The 18,127-nt window shown below is 71.7% G+C and carries 19 protein-coding genes; 12 read left to right on the top strand and 7 right to left on the bottom strand.

Annotated features, from left to right (window positions below; translation table 11 throughout):
• A partial coding sequence (locus Q7T52_RS14920) for a LysR family transcriptional regulator (protein WP_304803837.1) occupies positions 1–866 on the top strand: 866 nt, incomplete at its 5' end.
• A gap of 204 nt (positions 867–1,070) precedes the next feature.
• Here Q7T52_RS14920 and Q7T52_RS14915 read toward each other — a convergent pair.
• A complete protein-coding gene (locus tag Q7T52_RS14915) occupies positions 1,071–2,858 on the bottom strand; it encodes a SpoIVB peptidase S55 domain-containing protein (protein ID WP_304803835.1) in 1,788 nt (595 codons plus the stop codon).
• Positions 2,859–3,102: 244 nt separating this feature from the next.
• The gene (gene sodN, locus Q7T52_RS14910) at positions 3,103–3,504 is read right to left on the bottom strand and encodes a superoxide dismutase, Ni (RefSeq protein ID WP_304803833.1); all 402 of its coding nucleotides are present in this window, start codon (positions 3,502–3,504) and stop codon (positions 3,103–3,105) included.
• A gap of 49 nt (positions 3,505–3,553) precedes the next feature.
• Between sodN and Q7T52_RS14905 the strand changes: the two genes are divergently transcribed.
• From Q7T52_RS14905 to Q7T52_RS14895, 3 genes are all read left to right on the top strand, one after another.
• Positions 3,554–3,898 carry a S24/S26 family peptidase gene (locus tag Q7T52_RS14905; protein WP_304803831.1) on the top strand — a complete coding sequence of 115 codons (345 nt, stop codon included), beginning with the start codon at positions 3,554–3,556 and terminating at the stop codon, positions 3,896–3,898.
• Positions 3,899–4,083: 185 nt separating this feature from the next.
• The gene (locus tag Q7T52_RS14900; protein ID WP_304803838.1) at positions 4,084–5,199 is read left to right on the top strand and encodes an NADP-dependent malic enzyme; all 1,116 of its coding nucleotides are present in this window, start codon (positions 4,084–4,086) and stop codon (positions 5,197–5,199) included.
• A 57-nt stretch (positions 5,200–5,256) separates the two neighbouring features.
• On the top strand, positions 5,257–6,213 hold the full coding sequence (locus tag Q7T52_RS14895; protein WP_304803829.1) for a hypothetical protein: 957 nt from the start codon (positions 5,257–5,259) through the stop codon (positions 6,211–6,213).
• A 3-nt stretch (positions 6,214–6,216) separates the two neighbouring features.
• Here Q7T52_RS14895 and zwf read toward each other — a convergent pair whose 3' ends face one another.
• Complete coding sequence (gene zwf / locus Q7T52_RS14890; protein WP_304803827.1) at positions 6,217–7,662, bottom strand: glucose-6-phosphate dehydrogenase; 1,446 nt, start codon at positions 7,660–7,662, stop codon at positions 6,217–6,219.
• Between the two features lie 65 nt (positions 7,663–7,727).
• Here zwf and Q7T52_RS14885 point away from each other — a divergent pair, with 65 nt between their 5' ends.
• Together Q7T52_RS14885 and Q7T52_RS14880 are read left to right on the top strand one after the other, a co-directional pair.
• Complete coding sequence (locus tag Q7T52_RS14885; RefSeq protein ID WP_304803825.1) at positions 7,728–8,696, top strand: zinc-binding dehydrogenase; 969 nt, start codon at positions 7,728–7,730, stop codon at positions 8,694–8,696.
• Positions 8,697–8,707: 11 nt separating this feature from the next.
• Positions 8,708–9,403, top strand: coding sequence for an SDR family oxidoreductase (locus tag Q7T52_RS14880; protein WP_304803823.1), 696 nt, complete (start codon positions 8,708–8,710; stop codon positions 9,401–9,403).
• Between the two features lie 142 nt (positions 9,404–9,545).
• Here the strand turns inward: Q7T52_RS14880 and Q7T52_RS14875 are convergent, their stop codons facing one another.
• The 4 genes from Q7T52_RS14875 to Q7T52_RS14860 are packed head-to-tail and all read right to left on the bottom strand — an operon-like array spanning position 9,546 to position 12,832.
• Positions 9,546–11,030: an amidase gene (locus Q7T52_RS14875; RefSeq protein WP_304803821.1), complete on the bottom strand. Its 1,485-nt coding sequence runs from the start codon at positions 11,028–11,030 to the stop codon at positions 9,546–9,548.
• Between the two features lie 20 nt (positions 11,031–11,050).
• Positions 11,051–11,674: an HAD family phosphatase gene (locus Q7T52_RS14870; protein ID WP_304803819.1), complete on the bottom strand. Its 624-nt coding sequence runs from the start codon at positions 11,672–11,674 to the stop codon at positions 11,051–11,053.
• Between the two features lie 25 nt (positions 11,675–11,699).
• Positions 11,700–12,206 (bottom strand): GNAT family N-acetyltransferase, encoded by a 507-nt coding sequence (locus Q7T52_RS14865; RefSeq protein WP_304803817.1) that lies wholly within the window; start codon positions 12,204–12,206, stop codon positions 11,700–11,702.
• A complete protein-coding gene (locus Q7T52_RS14860; RefSeq protein ID WP_304803815.1) occupies positions 12,203–12,832 on the bottom strand; it encodes a TetR family transcriptional regulator in 630 nt (209 codons plus the stop codon). Before Q7T52_RS14860 ends, Q7T52_RS14865 begins: the two co-directional genes overlap by 4 nt.
• A 137-nt stretch (positions 12,833–12,969) precedes the next feature.
• On the opposite strand from Q7T52_RS14860, the gene Q7T52_RS14855 reads away from it, so the two are divergent.
• The 6 genes from Q7T52_RS14855 to Q7T52_RS14830 form a co-directional block, all read left to right on the top strand.
• A complete protein-coding gene (locus Q7T52_RS14855) occupies positions 12,970–14,112 on the top strand; it encodes a ferredoxin reductase (protein ID WP_304803813.1) in 1,143 nt (380 codons plus the stop codon).
• A 12-nt stretch (positions 14,113–14,124) separates the two neighbouring features.
• Positions 14,125–15,228: an acyl-CoA desaturase gene (locus Q7T52_RS14850; RefSeq protein ID WP_304803811.1), complete on the top strand. Its 1,104-nt coding sequence runs from the start codon at positions 14,125–14,127 to the stop codon at positions 15,226–15,228.
• Between the two features lie 167 nt (positions 15,229–15,395).
• On the top strand, positions 15,396–15,620 hold the full coding sequence (locus Q7T52_RS14845) for a hypothetical protein (protein ID WP_304803808.1): 225 nt from the start codon (positions 15,396–15,398) through the stop codon (positions 15,618–15,620).
• 2 nt (positions 15,621–15,622) lie between these two features.
• Complete coding sequence (locus Q7T52_RS14840; RefSeq protein WP_304803806.1) at positions 15,623–16,138, top strand: nucleoside deaminase; 516 nt, start codon at positions 15,623–15,625, stop codon at positions 16,136–16,138.
• Between the two features lie 90 nt (positions 16,139–16,228).
• The gene (locus Q7T52_RS14835; protein ID WP_304803804.1) at positions 16,229–17,647 is read left to right on the top strand and encodes a neutral zinc metallopeptidase; all 1,419 of its coding nucleotides are present in this window, start codon (positions 16,229–16,231) and stop codon (positions 17,645–17,647) included.
• A 70-nt stretch (positions 17,648–17,717) separates the two neighbouring features.
• The coding region (locus Q7T52_RS14830) for a hypothetical protein (protein ID WP_304803803.1) at positions 17,718–18,127 on the top strand (410 nt) is incomplete at its 3' end.

Here is an 18,127-nt window from a genome sequence, read left to right as displayed (position 1 = left end):
GCCACGGCAGCATCGGCGCCGCTGCCCGGGAGGCCGGCGTCTCGCAGCAGGCCGCGTCGGAGCGGCTGCGGGGGATCGAGGCCCAGATGGGCCTCACCCTGGTGCAGCGCGGCCCGCGCGGGTCGGAGCTGACCGCCTCGGGCGTCGTCGTCACCGAGTGGGCGGCCCGGCTGATCGACCTGACCGACGAGATCGAGACCGCGATCGACGGGCTGCGTGGGGAGCGCTCGCGCGAGCTGTCGGTGTGGGCGAGCATGACGATCGCCGACAGCCTGATGCCGCGCTGGCTCGTCCAGCTGCGCCAGCGCCAGGTGCAGCACGCCGTGACCCCCACGGCCGTGAGCCTCACCGCCGGCAACAGCCAGCAGGTCGAGGACGCCGTCACCGACGGTGCCGCCCACCTGGGGTTCGTCGAGGGGGTCGCAGCCCCCCGCCACGTCCGCTCGACCACGGTCGCCGAGGACGAGCTGGTCCTGGTCGTCCCGGCCGGCGACCGGCTCGCCCGCCGACGCAAGCCGCTGACGCCCGAGGAGGTCGCAGGGCTGGCGCTGACGAGCCGCGAGCCCGGGTCCGGGACCCGCGAGGTCGTCGAACGGGCCCTGGGCGTCCACGGCCTGTCGACCCACACGTCGGTCGTCGAGCTCACCACCACGACGGCGGTCCGCGAGGCCGTCCTGGCCGGCAGCGCCCCCGCCTTCCTGAGCAGCCGCGTCGTCACCCGCGACCTCGACGCGGGCCACCTGGTCGCCGTACCCACCGAGCTCGACCTGCGCCGCAAGTTCCGCGCGATCTGGGTCGGCTCCGCCCAGCCCCCCGCCGGCCCGGCCCGCGACCTCGTCGCCATCGCCGGCCGCTCCCGCACCTGACGACACGCTGACCCGTCAGCGATCGACGACGGGTCAGCGTGCGTCGGGTCGAAAGAGACGCTGACCCGTCAGCGATCGACGACGGGTCAGCGTGCGTCGGGCCGAAAAAGACGCGCTGACCCGTCAGCGATCGACGACGGGTCAGCGTGTCGGGCCGAAAAAGACGCTGACCCGTCGCGTCGACGCGACGGGTCAGCGTGGGGTTCAGCGGATGACGATGGTCAGCAGCTTGTTGCCGCTGACGACGTTGGCCAGCGGGGCCGTCACCTGGGTCGACACGAACGAGAGGCGCGGGGCGCGACGGAAGTCGAACTCCTCGTCGTCACCCGAGCTGAAGTCGACCTTGTCGGGCGTACCGACCTGGACCTGGACCTGGTCGTGGCGGAACTGCTTCGCGAGCGCGGCGCGGACCTGGGCGAGGGTCTCGCCGCCCACGTCGGAGTAGCGGTTGTCGCCGCCCTGGGCAGCCAGGACGAGCTCGCCCTTGGCGCGCTTGGGCAGCAGGATCGGCTTGAGCCAGCGCAGCTGCTTGCCGGCGGTGCCGCCGAGGACCACCCGGAGCTGGATCGGCTTGCCGGCGCGGCCGAGGGCGGGAGCCTGACGGGTGACGCGCACCCACTGGCCGCCCCGGCGCTGCTCCACGGCGACGAGCGTGTGGCGCTTGAGGTCGTTGTTGACGGCGGCCTCGGCGTCGACGGTGCCGACCTTGATGCCGTCGATCGAGCCGAGGTAGGAGACCAGGTTGGCGACGTTGTAGGAGGGCTCGGAGGAGAGGTCCGTGCCGGTCCAGCGGTCGGTGTAGGTCAGGCTGAACGGCTTGTCCCGGTCGGTGCCGGTGATCGTCCAGGTGAAGAGCTCCGAGCCCTTGGACGGGCCGTCGACGACCCGGTCCTGGTTGGCGATCAGCTGGTAGAACGTGGCCTCGGCCGCGAACTCCTGCACCGAGACCGCGGTGGTGCCGGTGCGGGACTTGGTGCCGTAGGTGACCTCGGAGGTGATCTGGGTCGCGGCAGGGGCGGCGCCGAACGCACCGGTGATGCCGGTCAGCCGGTCGTCGGTGATGGTGCCGACCGGCGGGGCGATGTTGGCGACCTTGAAGGGAGCGCCGAGCGAGTCGGGCTGGACGTAGATCGCGTCGGCGGGGTGCAGGCCCTCGGTGGTCGCGCCGAGGAGCGCGAGCGGGTGGCCGAAGCCGACGACCCGGCCGTCGCAGACCGAGGTGGCGGTGCCGACCCCGGCCATCGAGATGTCGCCGTAGGCGACGGAGGCGGCGATGTTGCCACCGGCGATCACGGTCTCGGGACCGGCGACCGCGGCGGGCGCCTTGCCCATGACGTAGCTGGTCTTCTCGACGAACTTCGGGCCCTTGGCCTGCAGCTGCGACAGGCGACGGGGAGTGATCCCGCTGATGCCCATGGGCATCGGGAGCTCACGGAACCCGCTGGCGGCCTGGGCGGTGGTGATGCCGGCCCGGGCGGCGACGGTGCGCGCGTCGGCGGCACCCAGCCGGAGGGACCCGCGGACGGGCGTGCCACCGGCGAGGTAGTCGTCCATCTCGGCGAACGGCGTGATGCCGGCGATGGGGGAGGGGCCGTAGGAGAGGCCGTAGGCCACGGCACCGATGAGGCGGCCGTCGTCGGCGTAGACCGGCGAGCCGGACATGCCCTGCCAGATGCCGCCGGTCCGGGCGAACTCGGGCATGTCGACGTCGACCATGATCATGTCGACGTCGGGGGCGATGCCGTCCTCGAGGACGCCCAGCACCTCGCCGGTGAAGCCGGTGGGCGTGGTGCCCTGGGTGACGGTGAGGCCGTCGACGGAGTCGCCGGCGGCGATCTCGGCGACAGGGACGGGCGCGGCGCAGTCGGCGACGGGGTCGGCGGACTGGGCTGGGCTCGCGAGGAGCGAGGCGCCCGCCGCGGGGAGCGCGAGCGTGAGGGTGGCTGCGGTCGCCAGCGACAGGATGCGGCGACGGCGCGGAGTGAGGGGCATGGGGTGGTTACCTCCGAGAGCGGTGACGGCGTGACGATCGTCATGCCTTCGAAGGCGCAGCGTAAGCACCACGGCGCCCCGTGACCGCAGAACCGCCGAACCTGTCCCGAATGGTTGTGGGGACCATGCCCGATGGGGCCGAAATGACGAACGTGGCGGACCCCGCCCCGCGCACCTGATCGCTCAGGGTGCTCGGTGCGGCGTCCACCACGTAGGAGCGCAGGTCGGCCCGCGGTCCGGTGCCTCAGGCCTTCTTGGTCTCCCAGAAGATCTCGGCGATCTCGTCGATCTTGGCGAGCAGCTGGTCGGCGACGTCGGCGTCCATCGAGCCCTTGGTGCCGGTGGCACCGGCGAGCTTGGTGGCCTCGTTGACGAGCGAGTGCAGCTGCGGGTACTTCTCGAAGTGCGGCGGCTTGAAGTAGTCGGTCCACAGCACCCAGAGGTGGTGCTTGACCAGCTCGGAGCGCTGCTCCTTGATGATCACCGCGCGGGTGCGGAAGTCGGGGTCGTCGTTGTCGGCGAGCTTGCCGATGACGGCCTTGATGGACTCGGCCTCGATGCGGGCCTGGGCGGGGTCGTAGACGCCGCACGGGAGGTCGCAGTGGGCCTGGACCTCGATGGTGGGCGCGAAGAAGCGGGAGAGCATGTGGTTCCTCTCGTACGTGGTTAGGTCGGCGCTTGCGACACTACTCCGCGTGAGCGATCGCCGATCCAGACCCCACGGGGTGGTCGTCGTGCGGGGGCGCTCGATGCTGCCGGGGCTCCGTGAGGGCGACCGGCTCCTGGTGCGCTACGGCGTGCCCCCGGCGGCCGGCGACGTCGTCGTGGCGCGCTTCCGTGACGGGACCGTGGTCGTCAAGCGTGCGGCCGAGCGGCGTCGTACGGCGTCCGACGGGCCGGGTTGGTGGCTGCTGAGCGACAACGCCGACGAGGGCGTTGCCGACTCGCGAGCCCGGGGCGTCGTGCCGGACGCCGACGTGCTGGCGGTCGCGCGCTGGCGGCTGTGGCCACGGCCGGGCCGGCTCCGACGCCTGGTGTGAGTCCGGCGTGGACGAGGTGTGACCCGTGTCTCCCGAGACGCCCCGGGACGCGCGGGTGGGGTGTGGAAGTATCGCGAACCGTGGCTGACACGGACCCCGGAACCCTCGCAACACCCGCAACACCCGCGACACCGCAGCACCCGCGCCAGGGCGACCCCGTCTTCGACCTGCACGTGGGCGGCAAGATGCAGACCGTCGCGACGGTGGCGCTCGACGGCAAGGACGACCTGTCGCTCGCCTACACGCCCGGCGTGGCCCTCGTCTGCGAGGCCATCGCGGCCGACCCGTCGCTGAGCCGGCACTACACGTGGGTCCCCAACGTGGTGGCGATCATCACCGACGGCACCGCCGTCCTCGGCCTCGGTGACATCGGGCCGTCCGCGGCCATGCCGGTCATGGAGGGCAAGGCGGTCCTGTTCAAGCAGTTCGGCGGGGTCGACGGCGTACCGATCTGCCTCGACACGACCGACACCGAGGAGATCATCGAGACCGTCGTCCGGCTCGCGCCGAGCTTCGGCGGCATCAACCTCGAGGACATCTCGGCGCCCCGCTGCTTCGAGATCGAGGACCGGCTCAAGGAGCGCCTCGACATCCCCGTCTTCCACGACGACCAGCACGGCACGGCCGTGGTGGCGCTGGCCGCGCTCAAGAACGCCCTCAAGCTCACCGGCCGCGCGCCGGCCACGACCCGTGTGGTCATCTCCGGCGCGGGTGCCGCCGGCGTGGCGATCGCCAAGATCCTCATCGAGGCCGGCATCACCGACCTGGCCGTGACCGACCGCAAGGGCGTCGTCCACTCCAGCCGCGGCGACCTGACCCCGGTCAAGAAGGCGCTCGCCGAGATCACCGCCGACAAGACGGGCCGCTCCGGCTCGCTGGCCGACGTCCTCGACGGCGCCGACGTCTACCTCGGCGTCTCGGGCGGGACCATCCCCGAGGAGGACATCGCCCGGATGGCGCCGGAGTCGATCATCTTCGCGATGGCCAACCCGACGCCCGAGGTCCACCCCGACGTCGCGCACAAGTACGCCCGCGTCGTCGCCACCGGTCGCTCCGACTTCCCCAACCAGATCAACAACGTGCTGGCGTTCCCCGGGATCTTCCGTGGCGCGTTCGACGCCCACGCCACCGCGATCACCGAGGGCATGAAGCTGGCCGCCGCCAACGCGCTGGCCGAGCTCGTCGGCGACGACCTCGCCGCGGACTACGTCATCCCCTCGCCGTTCGACCCGCGGGTCGGGCCGGCGGTCTCCACCGCCGTCGCCGCCGCGGCCCGGGCCGACGGGGTGGCGCGGGCCTGACGGCCCGACGCCCGCGAGGCGAGGTTGATCCTCGGCTCGCGGGGCACGGTGGCGGGCATGCTCCGGCTCCGCGCTCGCACCCTCGTGCTCCCGATCCTGTTCCTCACCCTCGTCGCCTGCGGCGACGGGGGAGGTGACGACGCGGGAGGCGACGACGGCGGTGGCGGTGACCGGGAGTCGGCCGCCGGGACCGAGACCCTCAGCGCCTGTGGTGTCCTCACCGACGCCGACGTCGAAGGCCTGATCGGGGTCGCGGTCACCCACGAGGAGAAGTCGCAGCCGGTGGGCGGCTCGCTCTGCACCTTCGTCGGCGACGAGACGCCGCTGGTCACGATCCTGGCGGCTCGCACCGACGACGACGTCGACGCGCTGGTGGACGCCTCCCGGGTCGGGAGCGGGTCCGAGCTGACCACCGAGGAGGTCACCGTGCCCGGGACCGAGGCGGCCGTGCTCGTGACGGACACGTCGTACGGCCTGGTCACGACGTCGCTGGTCGCGACGACGGGGGACGCGGGCTTCACGGTGTACGGCGCGGGTCCGACCGCCGAGGTGGAGGGTCGGGTCGCCGTGGCCGTCCTGACGATCCTGCTGGGTGGCACCTCCGACGAGCCCGGCGCCGGCGCGGCCGTGCACCCGTGTGACCTGCTGACCGGCGCCGAGGTGACCCGGGTCGTCGGGAAGCCGGCCACCGCCGACCGCGGCGACCTCGGCAGCACCGGCCTGGAGCAGTGCTCCTACTCCGGCGTCGAGGAGGACGTCTCGGTCCTGGCGGTGGACCGGACCACCTCGATGGACTCGCTCGTCGAGTTCGAGCGCGAACGCGGCGGCACCGTCACTGACCTCGACGTCGAGGGCCTGCTGATGGCCGCCCTGGTCGAGGACCCAACGCCGACCTTGTCGGTGACCGTCTACGTCGTGGCGCCGGGCGGCAGCTTCATGCTCGCCGTCAGGGCCGACGACCGGGACCGGTCGGTGGCCCTGGCACGCGAGCTGACGCCGCTGCTGGCGTCCTGAGCCTCAGCCCATCCGGTTGGGGTCGCGCCAGACCCGCTCGAAGGGCAGCCGCCAGGCGTAGGGCGCGATCAGCTGGTGGATCGCGTTGGGTCCCCACGAGCCGGGGGCGTAGCCGCGCACCGGCGGCGGGTTGTCGATGAGCAGCTCGGACTTCTCCCAGAGCGTCTCGATGCCGGCGGCCGAGGTGAAGAGCGTGTGGTCGCCGCGCATCGCGTCGTGGATGAGGCGCTCGTAGGCCTCGAGCACGAGGCCGGTGCTCGAGGTGTCGACGGTGGCGAACTGCATCGACAGCTTCTCGAGCTTCATGCCGGGCCCGGGGCGCTTGCCGTAGAACGACAGGGACATCCGGGACTGGTCGGCCAGGTCGAAGGTGAGGTGGTCGGGCCCCTGGGTCCCGGCGTTGGAGCCGGCCGGGAACATCGACAGCGGGGGCTCCTTGAAGGCGATCGAGATGATCCGGGCGCCCTCGGCCAGCTTCTTGCCGGTGCGCAGGTAGAACGGCACGCCGGCCCAGCGCCAGTTGTCGATCTCGACCTTGAGGGCCACGAACGTCTCGGTGTCGGAGTCGTCGGCGACCTGCTCCTTGCCGCGGTAGCCGCCGTACTGGCCCCGGACGACGTTGTGGGGCTCGATCGGGCGCATCGAGCGGAAGACCTTGAGCTTCTCCTCGCCGATCGGCCCGGGCGCCAAGGTCGTCGGCGGCTCCATCGCCATGAACGCCAGCACCTGCATCAGGTGGGTGACGACCATGTCGCGGTAGGCGCCGGTGGTCTCGTAGAACTTCGTGCGGCCCTCGAGGCCGAGGGTCTCGGGCACGTCGATCTGCACGTGGTCGATGAAGTTGCGGTTCCAGATCGGCTCGAAGAGCCCGTTGGCGAAGCGGAAGGCCAGGATGTTCTGAGCCGCCTCCTTGCCGAGGAAGTGGTCGATGCGGAAGACCTGGTCCTCGTCGAAGACCTGGTGGACCTCGTCGTTGAGCGCCTTGGCCGTGGCCAGGTCGACGCCGAACGGCTTCTCCATGATGATCTTGGCGCGGTCGACGAGGTCGGCGGCGTGCAGCTCGTGGATCACGTCGAGCGCGGCCTTGGGCGGGACGCTCATGTAGTGGAGGCGGCCCACCTCGCCGGTGCCCGCACCGGCGAGCTCGGACTCGCACTCCTTGACGAGCGTCGCGAGCGCGTCGGGACCGGCCGACGTCGGCACGTAGCGCAGCCGCTTGGAGAAGTGGCTCCACCGCTCGTCGGTGATGTCGCCCTTGCCGAACTCCTCGCAGGCTGCGCGGGCCAGGGCGTCGAACGCCGGCCCGTCGAGCTCCTCGAGGGAGGTGCCGATCACGCGGCAGTCGGGCAGGAGGCGTGCCTCGAACAGGCGGAGCAGTCCCGGGAGGAGCTTGCGCCTGGCCAGGTCGCCAGTGGCGCCGAACAGGACGACGACGTATGGCTGGTCCATGTGTTCCACGGTAGACCTCGGAGGTTGCGGGAAAGTGTCGTGTGCGAGATGGCTACTGTCGCACCATGTTCGCCGTCTTTGCAGAGTCCTTCTCGCCCGAGTCGCCGCTCGACGGCCTGGTCCTGGGCGAGCGCCCCGACCCGGTCGCCCCCGAGGGGTGGACGACCGTCACGGTCAAGGCCGCCTCCCTCAACCACCACGACCTCTTCTCGCTGCGGGGCGTGGGCCTCAAGCAGGAGCAGCTCCCGATGATCCTCGGCTGCGACGCCGCCGGCCTCGACGAGGACGGCAACGAGGTCGTCGTCCACGCCGTCATCAGCGACCCGTCGTGGCGCGGCGACGAGACGTTCGACCCCAAGCGCTCGCTGCTCTCGGAGCGGCACCAGGGCACGCTGGCCGACAAGGTCGTCGTACCGCTGCGCAACGTCGTGCCCAAGCCGGCGTCGCTCTCGTTCGCCGAGGCGGCCTGCCTGCCGACCGCGTGGCTGACGGCCTACCGGATGCTCTTCACCCGCGGCGGCCTCAAGGCCGGGGACACCGTGCTGGTGCAGGGAGCGGGCGGGGGAGTCTCGTCGGCGTGCATCATCCTGGCGCGCGCGGCGGGGCTCAAGGTGCTGGCCACCAGCCGCGACGAGGCCAAGCGGGCGAAGGCGCTCGAGATCGGCGCTCACGACGTCTTCGAGTCCGGCGCCCGGCTGCCGGTCAAGGTCGACGCCGTGATGGAGACCGTCGGGCGGGCCACCTGGTCGCACTCGATCCGGGCGCTGCGCCCCGGCGGCACGATCGTCACCAGCGGCACGACCTCGGGACCCCAGCTCGACGACGCCGAGCTGACCCGGATCTTCTTCCTGCAGCTCTCCGTGGTCGGCTCGACGATGGGCACCCGCGACGAGCTGGCGTCGCTGGTCTCGCTGCTCGACGCCACCGGCACCAAGCCGCTGATCGACCGCGAGGTCGCCCTCACCGACGCTCGCGAGGGCTTCGCGGCGATGGCCGGTGGCGACGTGTTCGGCAAGATCGTCTTCACCAACTGAGTCACCGGACCATGCCGACGCACCTGATCACCGGCGCCGGCTCCGGCATCGGCGCCGCGCTCGCGGACCGGCTCCACGAGCGCGGCGACCGGCTCGTGCTCGTGGCGCGCAACGACACGCGCGCCGCCGAGCTGCTCGAGCGCTACGAGGGTGCGACGGTGATCGTGTGCGACCTGGCGTTCCCCGAGGTCGTCGCCGACGGCGTCGACCCGCTGCCCGAGCGGCTCGACTCGGTGGTGATGTCCGCCGGTGTCGTCGACCTCGCGCCGGTGGGCACGCTCGAGGTGAGCTCGCTCTCGCACCAGCTCGACGTCAACCTGGTCTCCCCGATGGTGCTGGCCCGCCTGCTCCTTCCGGCGGTGCGTGCGGGGTCGGGGCTCTTCGTCTTCGTCAACTCCTCCGCCGGGCTCACCGCGAATGCCGACTGGTCAGCGTACGCCGCCTCGAAGTTCGGCCTGCGCGCCTTCGCCGACGCGCTGCGTGCCGAGGAGATGGACCACGGCGTCCGGGTCACCACGGTGTTCCCGAGCCGGACGGCCACGCCGATGCAGGAGAAGGTGCACGAGCAGGAGGGCCGGACCTACGACGCCTCGCGCTGGATCAGCCCCGGCACCGTCGCCGACACGATCGTCCACGTGCTCGACCTGCCGCCCGACGCCACGATCCCCGAGGTGACGGTCCGCCCGGTCGTGCCGCGCGCGACCTAGCCGTCCCAGCCGTCCCAGCCGACGCCGAGGGTTGTCAGGGAGATCCGACCCTTGTCAGGGGTTGCAACCCCTGGCAACGGTCGGATTCCCCGGCCGGCCGGGGAATCCGCCACTCCGCCGGTATGGAAAATCCCGATCCGGGTCAGAGCGCCGGCCGCCGCTCACCCCAGGGCGCGGCCTCCTCGAGCTGGGCGGCCAGGCGCAGCAGGACGCCGTCGGAGCCGAGGCGGCCGGTGAACTGGCTGCCGATGGGCAGGCCGGCGGCGGTCCAGTGCAGGGGCACGGTCATGGCGGGGCGGCCGGTGAGGTTGGCGAGCTGGGTGTAGGGCACCCAGCCGAGGTTCTGGGTGATCATCTGGTCGACGATCGGGGTCAGCCGGAGCACGCTGGCGACCCGGGCGGTGAGCAGCGCCTTCTGCACGAGCCGCACCGGCGCGGGCGCCTCGAACGCCCCGACCCTCGGGGGCGGGGTGGCCGTGGTCGGGGTCAGCAGCAGGTCGTGGGTCTCGTGGAACTCGGCGAGACGGCGTACGTGGGTGTGGCGGTTCTCGATCGCGCGCACCAGGTCGACCGGACTGGTGGCCCGGCCGAGGGCGGCCATGGTGAGGGTGTCGTCCTCGAAGCCGCTGTCGCCGCTGCCCGAGACCCGCTTCGCCTCGTCGACGGAGTAGGCGCAGTAGACGAACCAGCTGGTGAGGAAGTCCTTGGCCAGCGCGGCGTCGTCGAAGGGCGCGGTGTCGAGGATCTCGACCTGGTGACCGAGGCTCTCGAGCAGCTCGCCGGCCGCCGTCGCCGCCGCGACCGCCTCGGGGTCGGGGGAGGGGTTGATGGCACTGGCCGTGCACAGGCCGATCCGCAGGGAGCCGGGGTCGCGGCCGACCTCGTCGGCGTACGACGTGGCGGGGGTCGCGGACAGGTAGGGCGAGTCGGCCGAGGGCCCGGCGATCACGTCGAGCATCGCGGCCGTGTCCCGGACGCTGCGGGAGATGACGCCGTCGGTGGCGGTGCCGCCGAGCGGCTCGCCGTGAGCAGGTCCCGACGGCACCAGGCCACGGGTCGGCTTGAGGCCGAACAGCCCGCAGGCCGAGGCGGGGATGCGGATCGAGCCGCCGCCGTCGCTCGCACCGGCGCACGGCACGATGCCGGCCGCCACCGCCGCGGCCGCGCCGCCGGAGGAGCCGCCGGGCGTGTGGTCGGTGTCCCACGGGTTGCGCGCGGGGCCGAACAGCTCCGACTCGGTGATGCCCTTGGCGCCGAACTCGGGGGTGTTGGTCTTGCCGAGCACGACCAGGCCCGCGTCGAGCCACCGCTGCACGACGTCGGCGTTCTCGGTCGCGACCGTCGTCGCCAGCGACCGGGAGCCGCCGCTCGTCGGGTAGCCGACCACGTCCTGGTGGAGGTCCTTGACGAGGAACGGGACGCCGGCGAACGGCCCGTCCGTGGCGGCCGCGGCCCCGTCACCGGTCGCCGGCGGGTCGAGGTCGACCACGACCGCGTTGATGCGCTCGTTGACCTCGGCGATCCGGGCGCGGGCGGCGGTGGCCAGCTCGGCGGGGCTGACCTTGCCGAGCCGGACCAGCTCGGCCAGGCCGACGGCGTCGTGGGCGGCGTACTCCTCGTGCTCCATGCCGCGACCCTACTGAGACCCTATGGAGACCCGAGGGCCAGCGACCGCAGGAACGCCCGCAGCCCGTCGACCCCGGTGAAGTGGTGCGTCGTGATGCCGAGCGCCGCGGCGGCCTCGACGTTGACCAGCTTGTTGTCGACGAAGACGGCCTGGGCCGGCTCGACCCCGAGGTCGGCCAGCGCGCGGCGGTAGATCTCCGGGTCCGGCTTGACCAGCCCCATCTCGGCGCTGATGAAGACCCGCTCCATCAGCGTGGCGAACGGCGTACGACGCAGCGGGTCGCCGAAGTCCAGACCGGCGTTGGACAGCAGCGCCATCCGGGTGCCGCCCTCGTGGAGCTCGACGAGCAGGTCGACCACGGCCGGCTCGGGCTCGAACCAGCTGGTGAAGTCGACGGTCCACAGCCGCTGCACCTGCGACAGGCTCCACTCCTGCCCGAGCTCGGCGGCCATGGTGCGCCAGTAGTCGACGACCCCGAGCGTGCCCCGGTCGAGGTCGAGCCGGTGCCGCTCGTAGGCGACGTCGAGCTCCTCCAGCGGTACGCCGACCAGCTCGGCCAGCGCGGTGCGCGCAGCCACCGACGGCGAGCGGGAGATCACCTCGCCGTAGTCGAACAGGACGATCCGGTCGGGGATGGTGAGCACACGGCGACGCTACCGACGAGGCCGGTCAGCGCTGCAGGGGGCGCTGCATCCAGAGGTCGTCCGGGCCGCCGATCGTGCTCGGCTTGCGCTCGCCCGTCGCCACGAAGCCCAGGTGCTCGTAGAACCCGCGCGCCCGGTCGTTGCCCTCCAGGTGCGACAGGCGCAGGCCGAGGGTGCCGAGCGGCGCGGCCGCCTCGACGGCCTCGAGCAGCAGGGTGCCGAGACCCTGGCCGTGCGCCTCGGGCAGCACGTAGAGCCGCCACACCACGACGTGGTCGTCGGCCACCGACGTCGACGCCATGCCGAGCACCAGGCCGTCGACCTCGGCCACCAGCACCCGGCCCTCGTCGATCGCCGGGCGGTTGGTCTCGGGCGTCCACCACCCGGCGAGGCCGCGCTCGACGTAGTCCGGGCCCGTGATGGGGACGTAGGTCGTCCGCCAGCACTCGTGGCCGATGTGGAGGATCGCCTCGAGGTCGTCCTGGGTGGCGGTGCGCACGACCGCGCGCACCGACGGGCTCGTGCCGCTCACGACTCGGATCGCCAGTTGAGGGCGCCGATGATGACCATCCGCAGCTGGGTGCGGGCGCGCTCGGCGACGGCCTTCTCGGCGTCGGGACGGCCGACCGCCACGAGGATGTCCTCGGCGGTGGCGACCATCGCCGTCACGATCAGGCTGGAGAGGACCTGGAGGTCCTCGGGGCTCCACGTGTCGGTGCCGGGCAGCCGGGCGAGGTCGGTGGCGAGCTCGCGCTCGGACAGCTCGATCTGGTGCCGGATCGCCGCCCGCACCGCGAGCGGGCCGGCGGCGCGCTCGCGCACGATGAACTGGAAGTGCTGCCGCTCCTTGCGCACGTGGCTGACCAGGGTGTCGACGGACTGGTCGACGATGTCGCGGTAGGTCGGGTCGTGGCGGCGTACGTCGCGCAGCATGGCCCGCAGCGACACGAACGACTCGTCGACCAGGGCCAGGCCGAGGGACTCGATCGACTCGAAGTGGCGGTAGAACGCCGTGGGCACGATCCCGACCTGCTTGGCGACCTGGCGCAGCGACAGCGCGACCAGGCTGCTCTCCTCGCAGAGCACCAGCGTCGCGTCGAGGATGGCGCGCCGGGTGCGCTCCTTGCGCTCGACGCGCGTCTCGGTGGTCTCGGTCACCGGTCGATTCTAGGCGGTCGCGACCCCGGCCTCCCGGTGCACGTGTGTCCACGCTCACGAGAGACGGTGGTTGACCCTTCGTGCGGAGTGCACGATGCTTTGGGTGTACATACGTACACTCAAACTTCGGAGGCGACATGAGCACCACCGCCCCACTGCCCGCGATCGGACGCCGCATCCTGCGCTCCCGCGTGCTGGCCGCGCTCGCCACGCCGCACGGCGTCGACCGCTATCTCGAGATGGTCAACCCGATGTGGGCGGCCGAGGAGGTCCGGGCCCGCGTCGTGTCGGTCACCCGCGAGAACCCCCTCTCGACCGGCGACGGCTCGGCCGCCGTCGCGACCATCACCCTGCAGCCCACCTCGACCTGGCGCGGCCACCGCGCCGGCCAGTACGTCCAGGTCGGCGTCGACCTGCCCGGCTCCGCCAAGCGGATGACCCGCTGCTTCACCGTCTCGTCGGCCGCCTCGGTGCCGGGGGAGCGGATCACCCTCACTGTCCGTGCTCACGACGAGGGCCAGGTCTCCAAGCACCTGGTCGCCGCCGAGCCCGGCCTCGTGGTCCACCTCAGCCAGGCTCAGGGCGAGTTCACGCTCGACGAGAGCCCGGCCACGCCGACCAACAACCACCTGCTCTTCATCACCGGCGGCTCCGGCATCACCCCGGCCATGTCGATGGTGCGCACCCTGCTCCGCGACGGCTACGACGGCAGGGCCGGCCGCAAGGTCACCTTCCTGCACTACGCCCGCTCCGCCGAGGACCAGATCTTCGCCGACGAGCTCGCCGAGATCGCGGCGACCGACAACGACGTCACGGTCCACCTGCGCCACGGCGACCACGTGTTCTCGGAGTTCGAGCTGCGCCGGCTGGTCCCGGGCTACCGCACCACCGACACCTGGGCCTGCGGCCCGGCGGGCCTGATGGAGCTCGTCGCGGCGGCGTACGACGACGGCGACGGCGGCACGCACAAGCTGCGCACCGAGTTCTTCAAGGCACCGCGCACCACGCCCGGCAACGCCGAGGGCGACGTGACTTTCACCCACTCCGGCGGCGAGACCGTCGAGGCCGCCAACACCGGCGCCACCCTGCTCGAGCAGGCCGAGGCGCTCGGGCTCAAGCCCGAGTTCGGCTGCCGCATGGGCATCTGCTTCTCCTGCACCACCCGCAAGACCGAGGGCACCGTCCGCAACGTGCTCTCCGGCGCCACCTCGTCGCTCCCCGACGAGGACATCCAGATCTGCGTGAGCGCCCCCGAGGGCGACTGCGCCGTCGAGCTGTAAAGGAGACCTGACGTGTCTGCACTCCCGATGGACGACCTCCTCGAGTCGATCGACCTCGAGGCCACCAAGAAGCTGACCGCCGAGCAGCTCGACGCGTTCGGCGCCGAGATGGACGCCATCCGCCAGCGCATCCTCGACGACCTCGGCGAGGAGGACGCGACCTACATCCGAAAGGTCGTCAAGCTCCAGCGCGGCTTCGAGGTCGCCGGTCGCGCGCTCTTCTACCTCCCGCCGGCCTGGCCGCTCGCGGTCGCCTCGCTCTCGGTCTCCAAGATCCTCGAGAACATGGAGATCGGCCACAACGTCATGCACGGCCAGTACGACTGGATGGGCGACCCCGGCCTCAACTCCCGGATGTACGACTGGGACAACGTCTGCCCCGGTGAGCAGTGGAAGTACAGCCACAACTACATCCACCACACGTTCACCAACATCCTCGGCAAGGACCGTGACATCGGCTACGGCATCCTCCGCATGGACGAGGACCAGAAGTGGCACCCCTACTACCTCGGCAACCCGCTCTACGCCGTCCTGCTCATGGTGTTCTTCGAGTGGGGCGTCGCGATGCACGACCTCGAGGTCGAGAACATCGTCGCCGGCAAGCGCAAGCTCGAGGAGAACAAGGCCCTTCACGCCGGCATCATGCGCAAGGTCAAGCGCCAGGCGCTCAAGGACTACGTGCTGTTCCCGGCCCTGACCGGACCGCTGTTCCCGCTGACGCTCGCGGGCAACGCCACGGCCAACCTGATCCGCAACATCTGGGCCTTCAACATCATCTTCTGCGGCCACTTCCCGGCGGGCGTCGCGACGTTCACCGAGGAGGAGTGCGAGAACGAGTCGCGCGGCCACTGGTACTACCGCCAGCTGCTGGGCTCGGCCAACATCACCGGCGGGAAGCTCTTCCACCTGATGACCGGCAACCTCAGCTTCCAGGTCGAGCACCACCTCTTCCCCGACCTGCCGGCGCGGCGCTACCCGCAGGTCGCCGAGGAGGTCAAGGAGATCTGCGAGCGCTACGGCCTGCAGTACAACACCGGCCCGCTCGGCAAGCAGCTGTTCAGCGTCGCCAAGAAGATCTGCAAGATGGCGCTGCCGCCGCAGAAGCAGACCGCCTGACGTCGATCACGTCGGGCGTCGTCGGGGCGTGTCGCGCTGTTCATGGGGGACAGCGGGGCACGCCCTCGGCACGTGACCCGGGACGTGACCCCGGACGTGACCCGGGAGGCGGCCGGTGTGACGCGACACGCGTTGGCGGGTCACCCCACAGCGGCCACACTGGTGCCATGACCGACCAGCAGCCGGGCCGCGACCACCTGTCCAAGGCCGAGATCGGCAAGGACACCATCCAGGCGACGGCCGAGGCGGCCGCCAACACCGTCGGCCAGGTGGCCACGATCATCACCGGTGCCGTCCGTGACGTCGCCGAGGCCATCGGCGGCTTCGCGACCGAGGTGTTCGAGATCCGTGACTCGGCCCGCAAGGCCGCCGACGAGCACGGCGACGACTGACCGTGCACGCCGACCACGACGCCGACCACGACACCGACCACGCCGCCGACCGCGACACCGACCACCTGCGGCGGGCGATCGCTGTCGCGGCCGCCGCCCGCGAGGCCGGCAACCACCCGTTCGGCGCCGTGCTGGTCGACGGCTCCGGGGCCGTGGTGCTCGAGGCGCAGAACACGGTCACGACCGACCACGACGTGACGGGCCACGCCGAGACCAACCTGGTCCGCCTCGCGAGCCGGACCCTCGTCGGCACCGACCTTTCGGCGTACACCCTGGTGACGTCGTGCGAGCCGTGCGCGATGTGCGCGGGCGCGGTCTACTGGTCGGGGATCGGCCGCATCGTCTACGGACTGTCGGAGTCGGCGCTGCGAGAGATCACCGGCGCCCACCCGGCCAACCCGACGCTCGCGCACCCCTGCCGGCTCGTGCTCGCCGACGGCAGCCGCCGGGTGGAGGTGTCCGGCCCGCTCCTCGAGGACGAGGCCGCGGTCGTGCACGACGACTTCTGGACGACCTGACGTCGGAAGCGCTGCCCTTTCGGGCAGATCACGAGCCGGGACCGTTGATTCGGGCAACGACCGAGGCCACCGACAACTAGCCTCCCCGCCATGCGAACCCGTCCGCTGGCCGTCGCCGCTGCTGCCGCCGTGCTGCTCTCGGTCGTCACCGGTTGCGGCGGCGACACGTCCGACGACGACGGGGCGGACGCGGAGGAGACGACCTCCGCCGGCTCCGACCTCGAGCCGAGTGACGTCGCCACCGCGACGGACACCGTCGGTGCCGCCGACGTGGAGATCGACGGCGACGCCACCGCCGAGGTCAACCAGCTCGCCGTCGCGGCGATCACCGACCTCCAGTCCTACTGGACCGACGAGTTCCCGGCGCTCTACGGAGCGGACTACCAGGAGGTAGCGGGCGGTCTCTACGCCCTCACGCCCGACTCCGAGGCCGGGCCCGAGTGCGCCGACAGCTACTCCAACGTCCAGGGAAACGCGTTCTACTGCAAGCTCGACGACTCCGTCGCGTGGGACGCCGCGGAGCTGCTGCCCGACCTGCAGGAGAAGTACGGCGACTTCGTCATCCCGATCGTCCTCGCCCACGAGTGGGGCCACGCGATGCAGCAACGGTCCGGCTTCTTCGACCAGAACGAGCTCACCGTCTCCTCAGAGCTTCAGGCCGACTGCTTCGCCGGCGGGTGGGCGGCCCACGCGATCGATGCCGGCGTGTTCGACGTCAGCAGCGGCGACCTCGACACCGCGCTCGCCGGCATCCTCGACCTGCGCGACACCCCCGGCACCAACAGCATGGACGCCTCGGCGCACGGCAGCGGCTTCGACCGGGTCAGTGCCTTCCAGGACGGCTTCGACGGTGGCGCCGAGGCGTGCGCGGGCTTCGAGGACGGCACGCCGGTCGTGCTCGAGCTCCCGTTCTCGACCGAGGAGGACGCGGCGGCCGGCGGCAACGCGCCCTACGAGTCGATCATCAACGGCGTGCCCTTCGACCTCGAGGACTACTGGTCGCAGCTCTACCCCGAGCTGACCGACGGGGAGGAGTGGACCCCGCTGTCCGGGTTCGAGCCGTTCGACCCCGCGAGCCCGCCGGCGTGCGGCGACGTCGACACGTCGACGTACTCGCTCTTCTACTGCGTCCCGGACGACTACGTCGGCTTCGACAACGTGGGCGAGATGCCGCGGATCTACGAGCAGGGCGGTGACTATGCCGTCGCCACCCTCCTCGCGACCCAGTGGGGGCTCGCCGCCCTGGCCCGGGCCCAGGTCGACGTGAGCGAGCAGGAGTCGACCCGCATCACCGACTGCTTCGCCGGTGGCTACACCGCCAGCGTGATCCTCCACAACCGTGCCGAGACGAGCTCGTTCAGCATCTCGCCGGGCGACCTCGACGAGGGGATCAAGGCCCTCCTGGTCTTCCGCGGCGACGGCGATGCCGACCGCCAGGGAGCGGGCTACGACCGGGTCAAGGCGTTCCGCCAGGGTGTGATCCGCGGTGCGGAGTCCTGCGTCGAGTAGGCCCGACGGGTGCGCCGCACGTCACACCGGCCCAACCGGTTGTCGCGGGCAGGAAGGGGCACCGGGTGGCATGGTCGACGACACAGCAGGTCAGGCTCGCGACGGGCTGCTCGGCAGCCTCACGGGCAAGGTCAAGGAAGTCGCGGGAGCGGTGACCGGCAGCGACGATCTCGTCGAGGAGGGGCAGCTGCAGCAGGCGGAGGCGAGCAACCGCCGGGCCGCCGTGGCCGACGAGGCCGTCGCCGAGGCCAAGCGCGAGGAGGCCGTCGAGGACCTCCGTGAGGCCGACGCCGAGGCGGCAGCCCTCGAGGACTCCGCCCGTGCGGACGCAAAGGCCGCGGAGTCCGTGGTCGAGGAGCAGCGCGAGACCGAGCACGCCGCCGCCACGCGGGAGGCCGTCCAGCGGGAGGCACAGGGCCGTGCCGCCGCGGAGGAGCAGGCCGACCGGGTCGCCGAGACACGGGTCGCCGAGGCCGCCGC

Source organism: Nocardioides sp., from assembly GCF_030655615.1.
Taxonomy (GTDB): Bacteria; Actinomycetota; Actinomycetes; order Propionibacteriales; family Nocardioidaceae; genus Nocardioides.
This window is presented reverse-complemented; position numbering and strand designations above follow the sequence as displayed.

What these genes read in the sequence shown, in the direction of transcription:
- Q7T52_RS14915 (WP_304803835.1), bottom strand. Translation starts at nt 2,858, where the DNA reads ATGCCCCTCACTCCGCGCCGTCGCCGCATCCTGTCGCTGGCGACCGCA.
- sodN (WP_304803833.1), bottom strand. Translation starts at nt 3,504, where the DNA reads ATGCTCTCCCGCTTCTTCGCGCCCACCATCGAGGTCCAGGCCCACTGC.
- Q7T52_RS14900 (WP_304803838.1), top strand. Translation starts at nt 4,084, where the DNA reads ATGCAGACCGTCGCGACGGTGGCGCTCGACGGCAAGGACGACCTGTCG.
- Q7T52_RS14895 (WP_304803829.1), top strand. Translation starts at nt 5,257, where the DNA reads ATGCTCCGGCTCCGCGCTCGCACCCTCGTGCTCCCGATCCTGTTCCTC.
- zwf (WP_304803827.1), bottom strand. Translation starts at nt 7,662, where the DNA reads ATGGACCAGCCATACGTCGTCGTCCTGTTCGGCGCCACTGGCGACCTG.
- Q7T52_RS14885 (WP_304803825.1), top strand. Translation starts at nt 7,728, where the DNA reads ATGTTCGCCGTCTTTGCAGAGTCCTTCTCGCCCGAGTCGCCGCTCGAC.
- Q7T52_RS14880 (WP_304803823.1), top strand. Translation starts at nt 8,708, where the DNA reads ATGCCGACGCACCTGATCACCGGCGCCGGCTCCGGCATCGGCGCCGCG.
- Q7T52_RS14875 (WP_304803821.1), bottom strand. Translation starts at nt 11,030, where the DNA reads ATGGAGCACGAGGAGTACGCCGCCCACGACGCCGTCGGCCTGGCCGAG.
- Q7T52_RS14855 (WP_304803813.1), top strand. Translation starts at nt 12,970, where the DNA reads ATGAGCACCACCGCCCCACTGCCCGCGATCGGACGCCGCATCCTGCGC.
- Q7T52_RS14845 (WP_304803808.1), top strand. Translation starts at nt 15,396, where the DNA reads ATGACCGACCAGCAGCCGGGCCGCGACCACCTGTCCAAGGCCGAGATC.
- Q7T52_RS14835 (WP_304803804.1), top strand. Translation starts at nt 16,229, where the DNA reads ATGCGAACCCGTCCGCTGGCCGTCGCCGCTGCTGCCGCCGTGCTGCTC.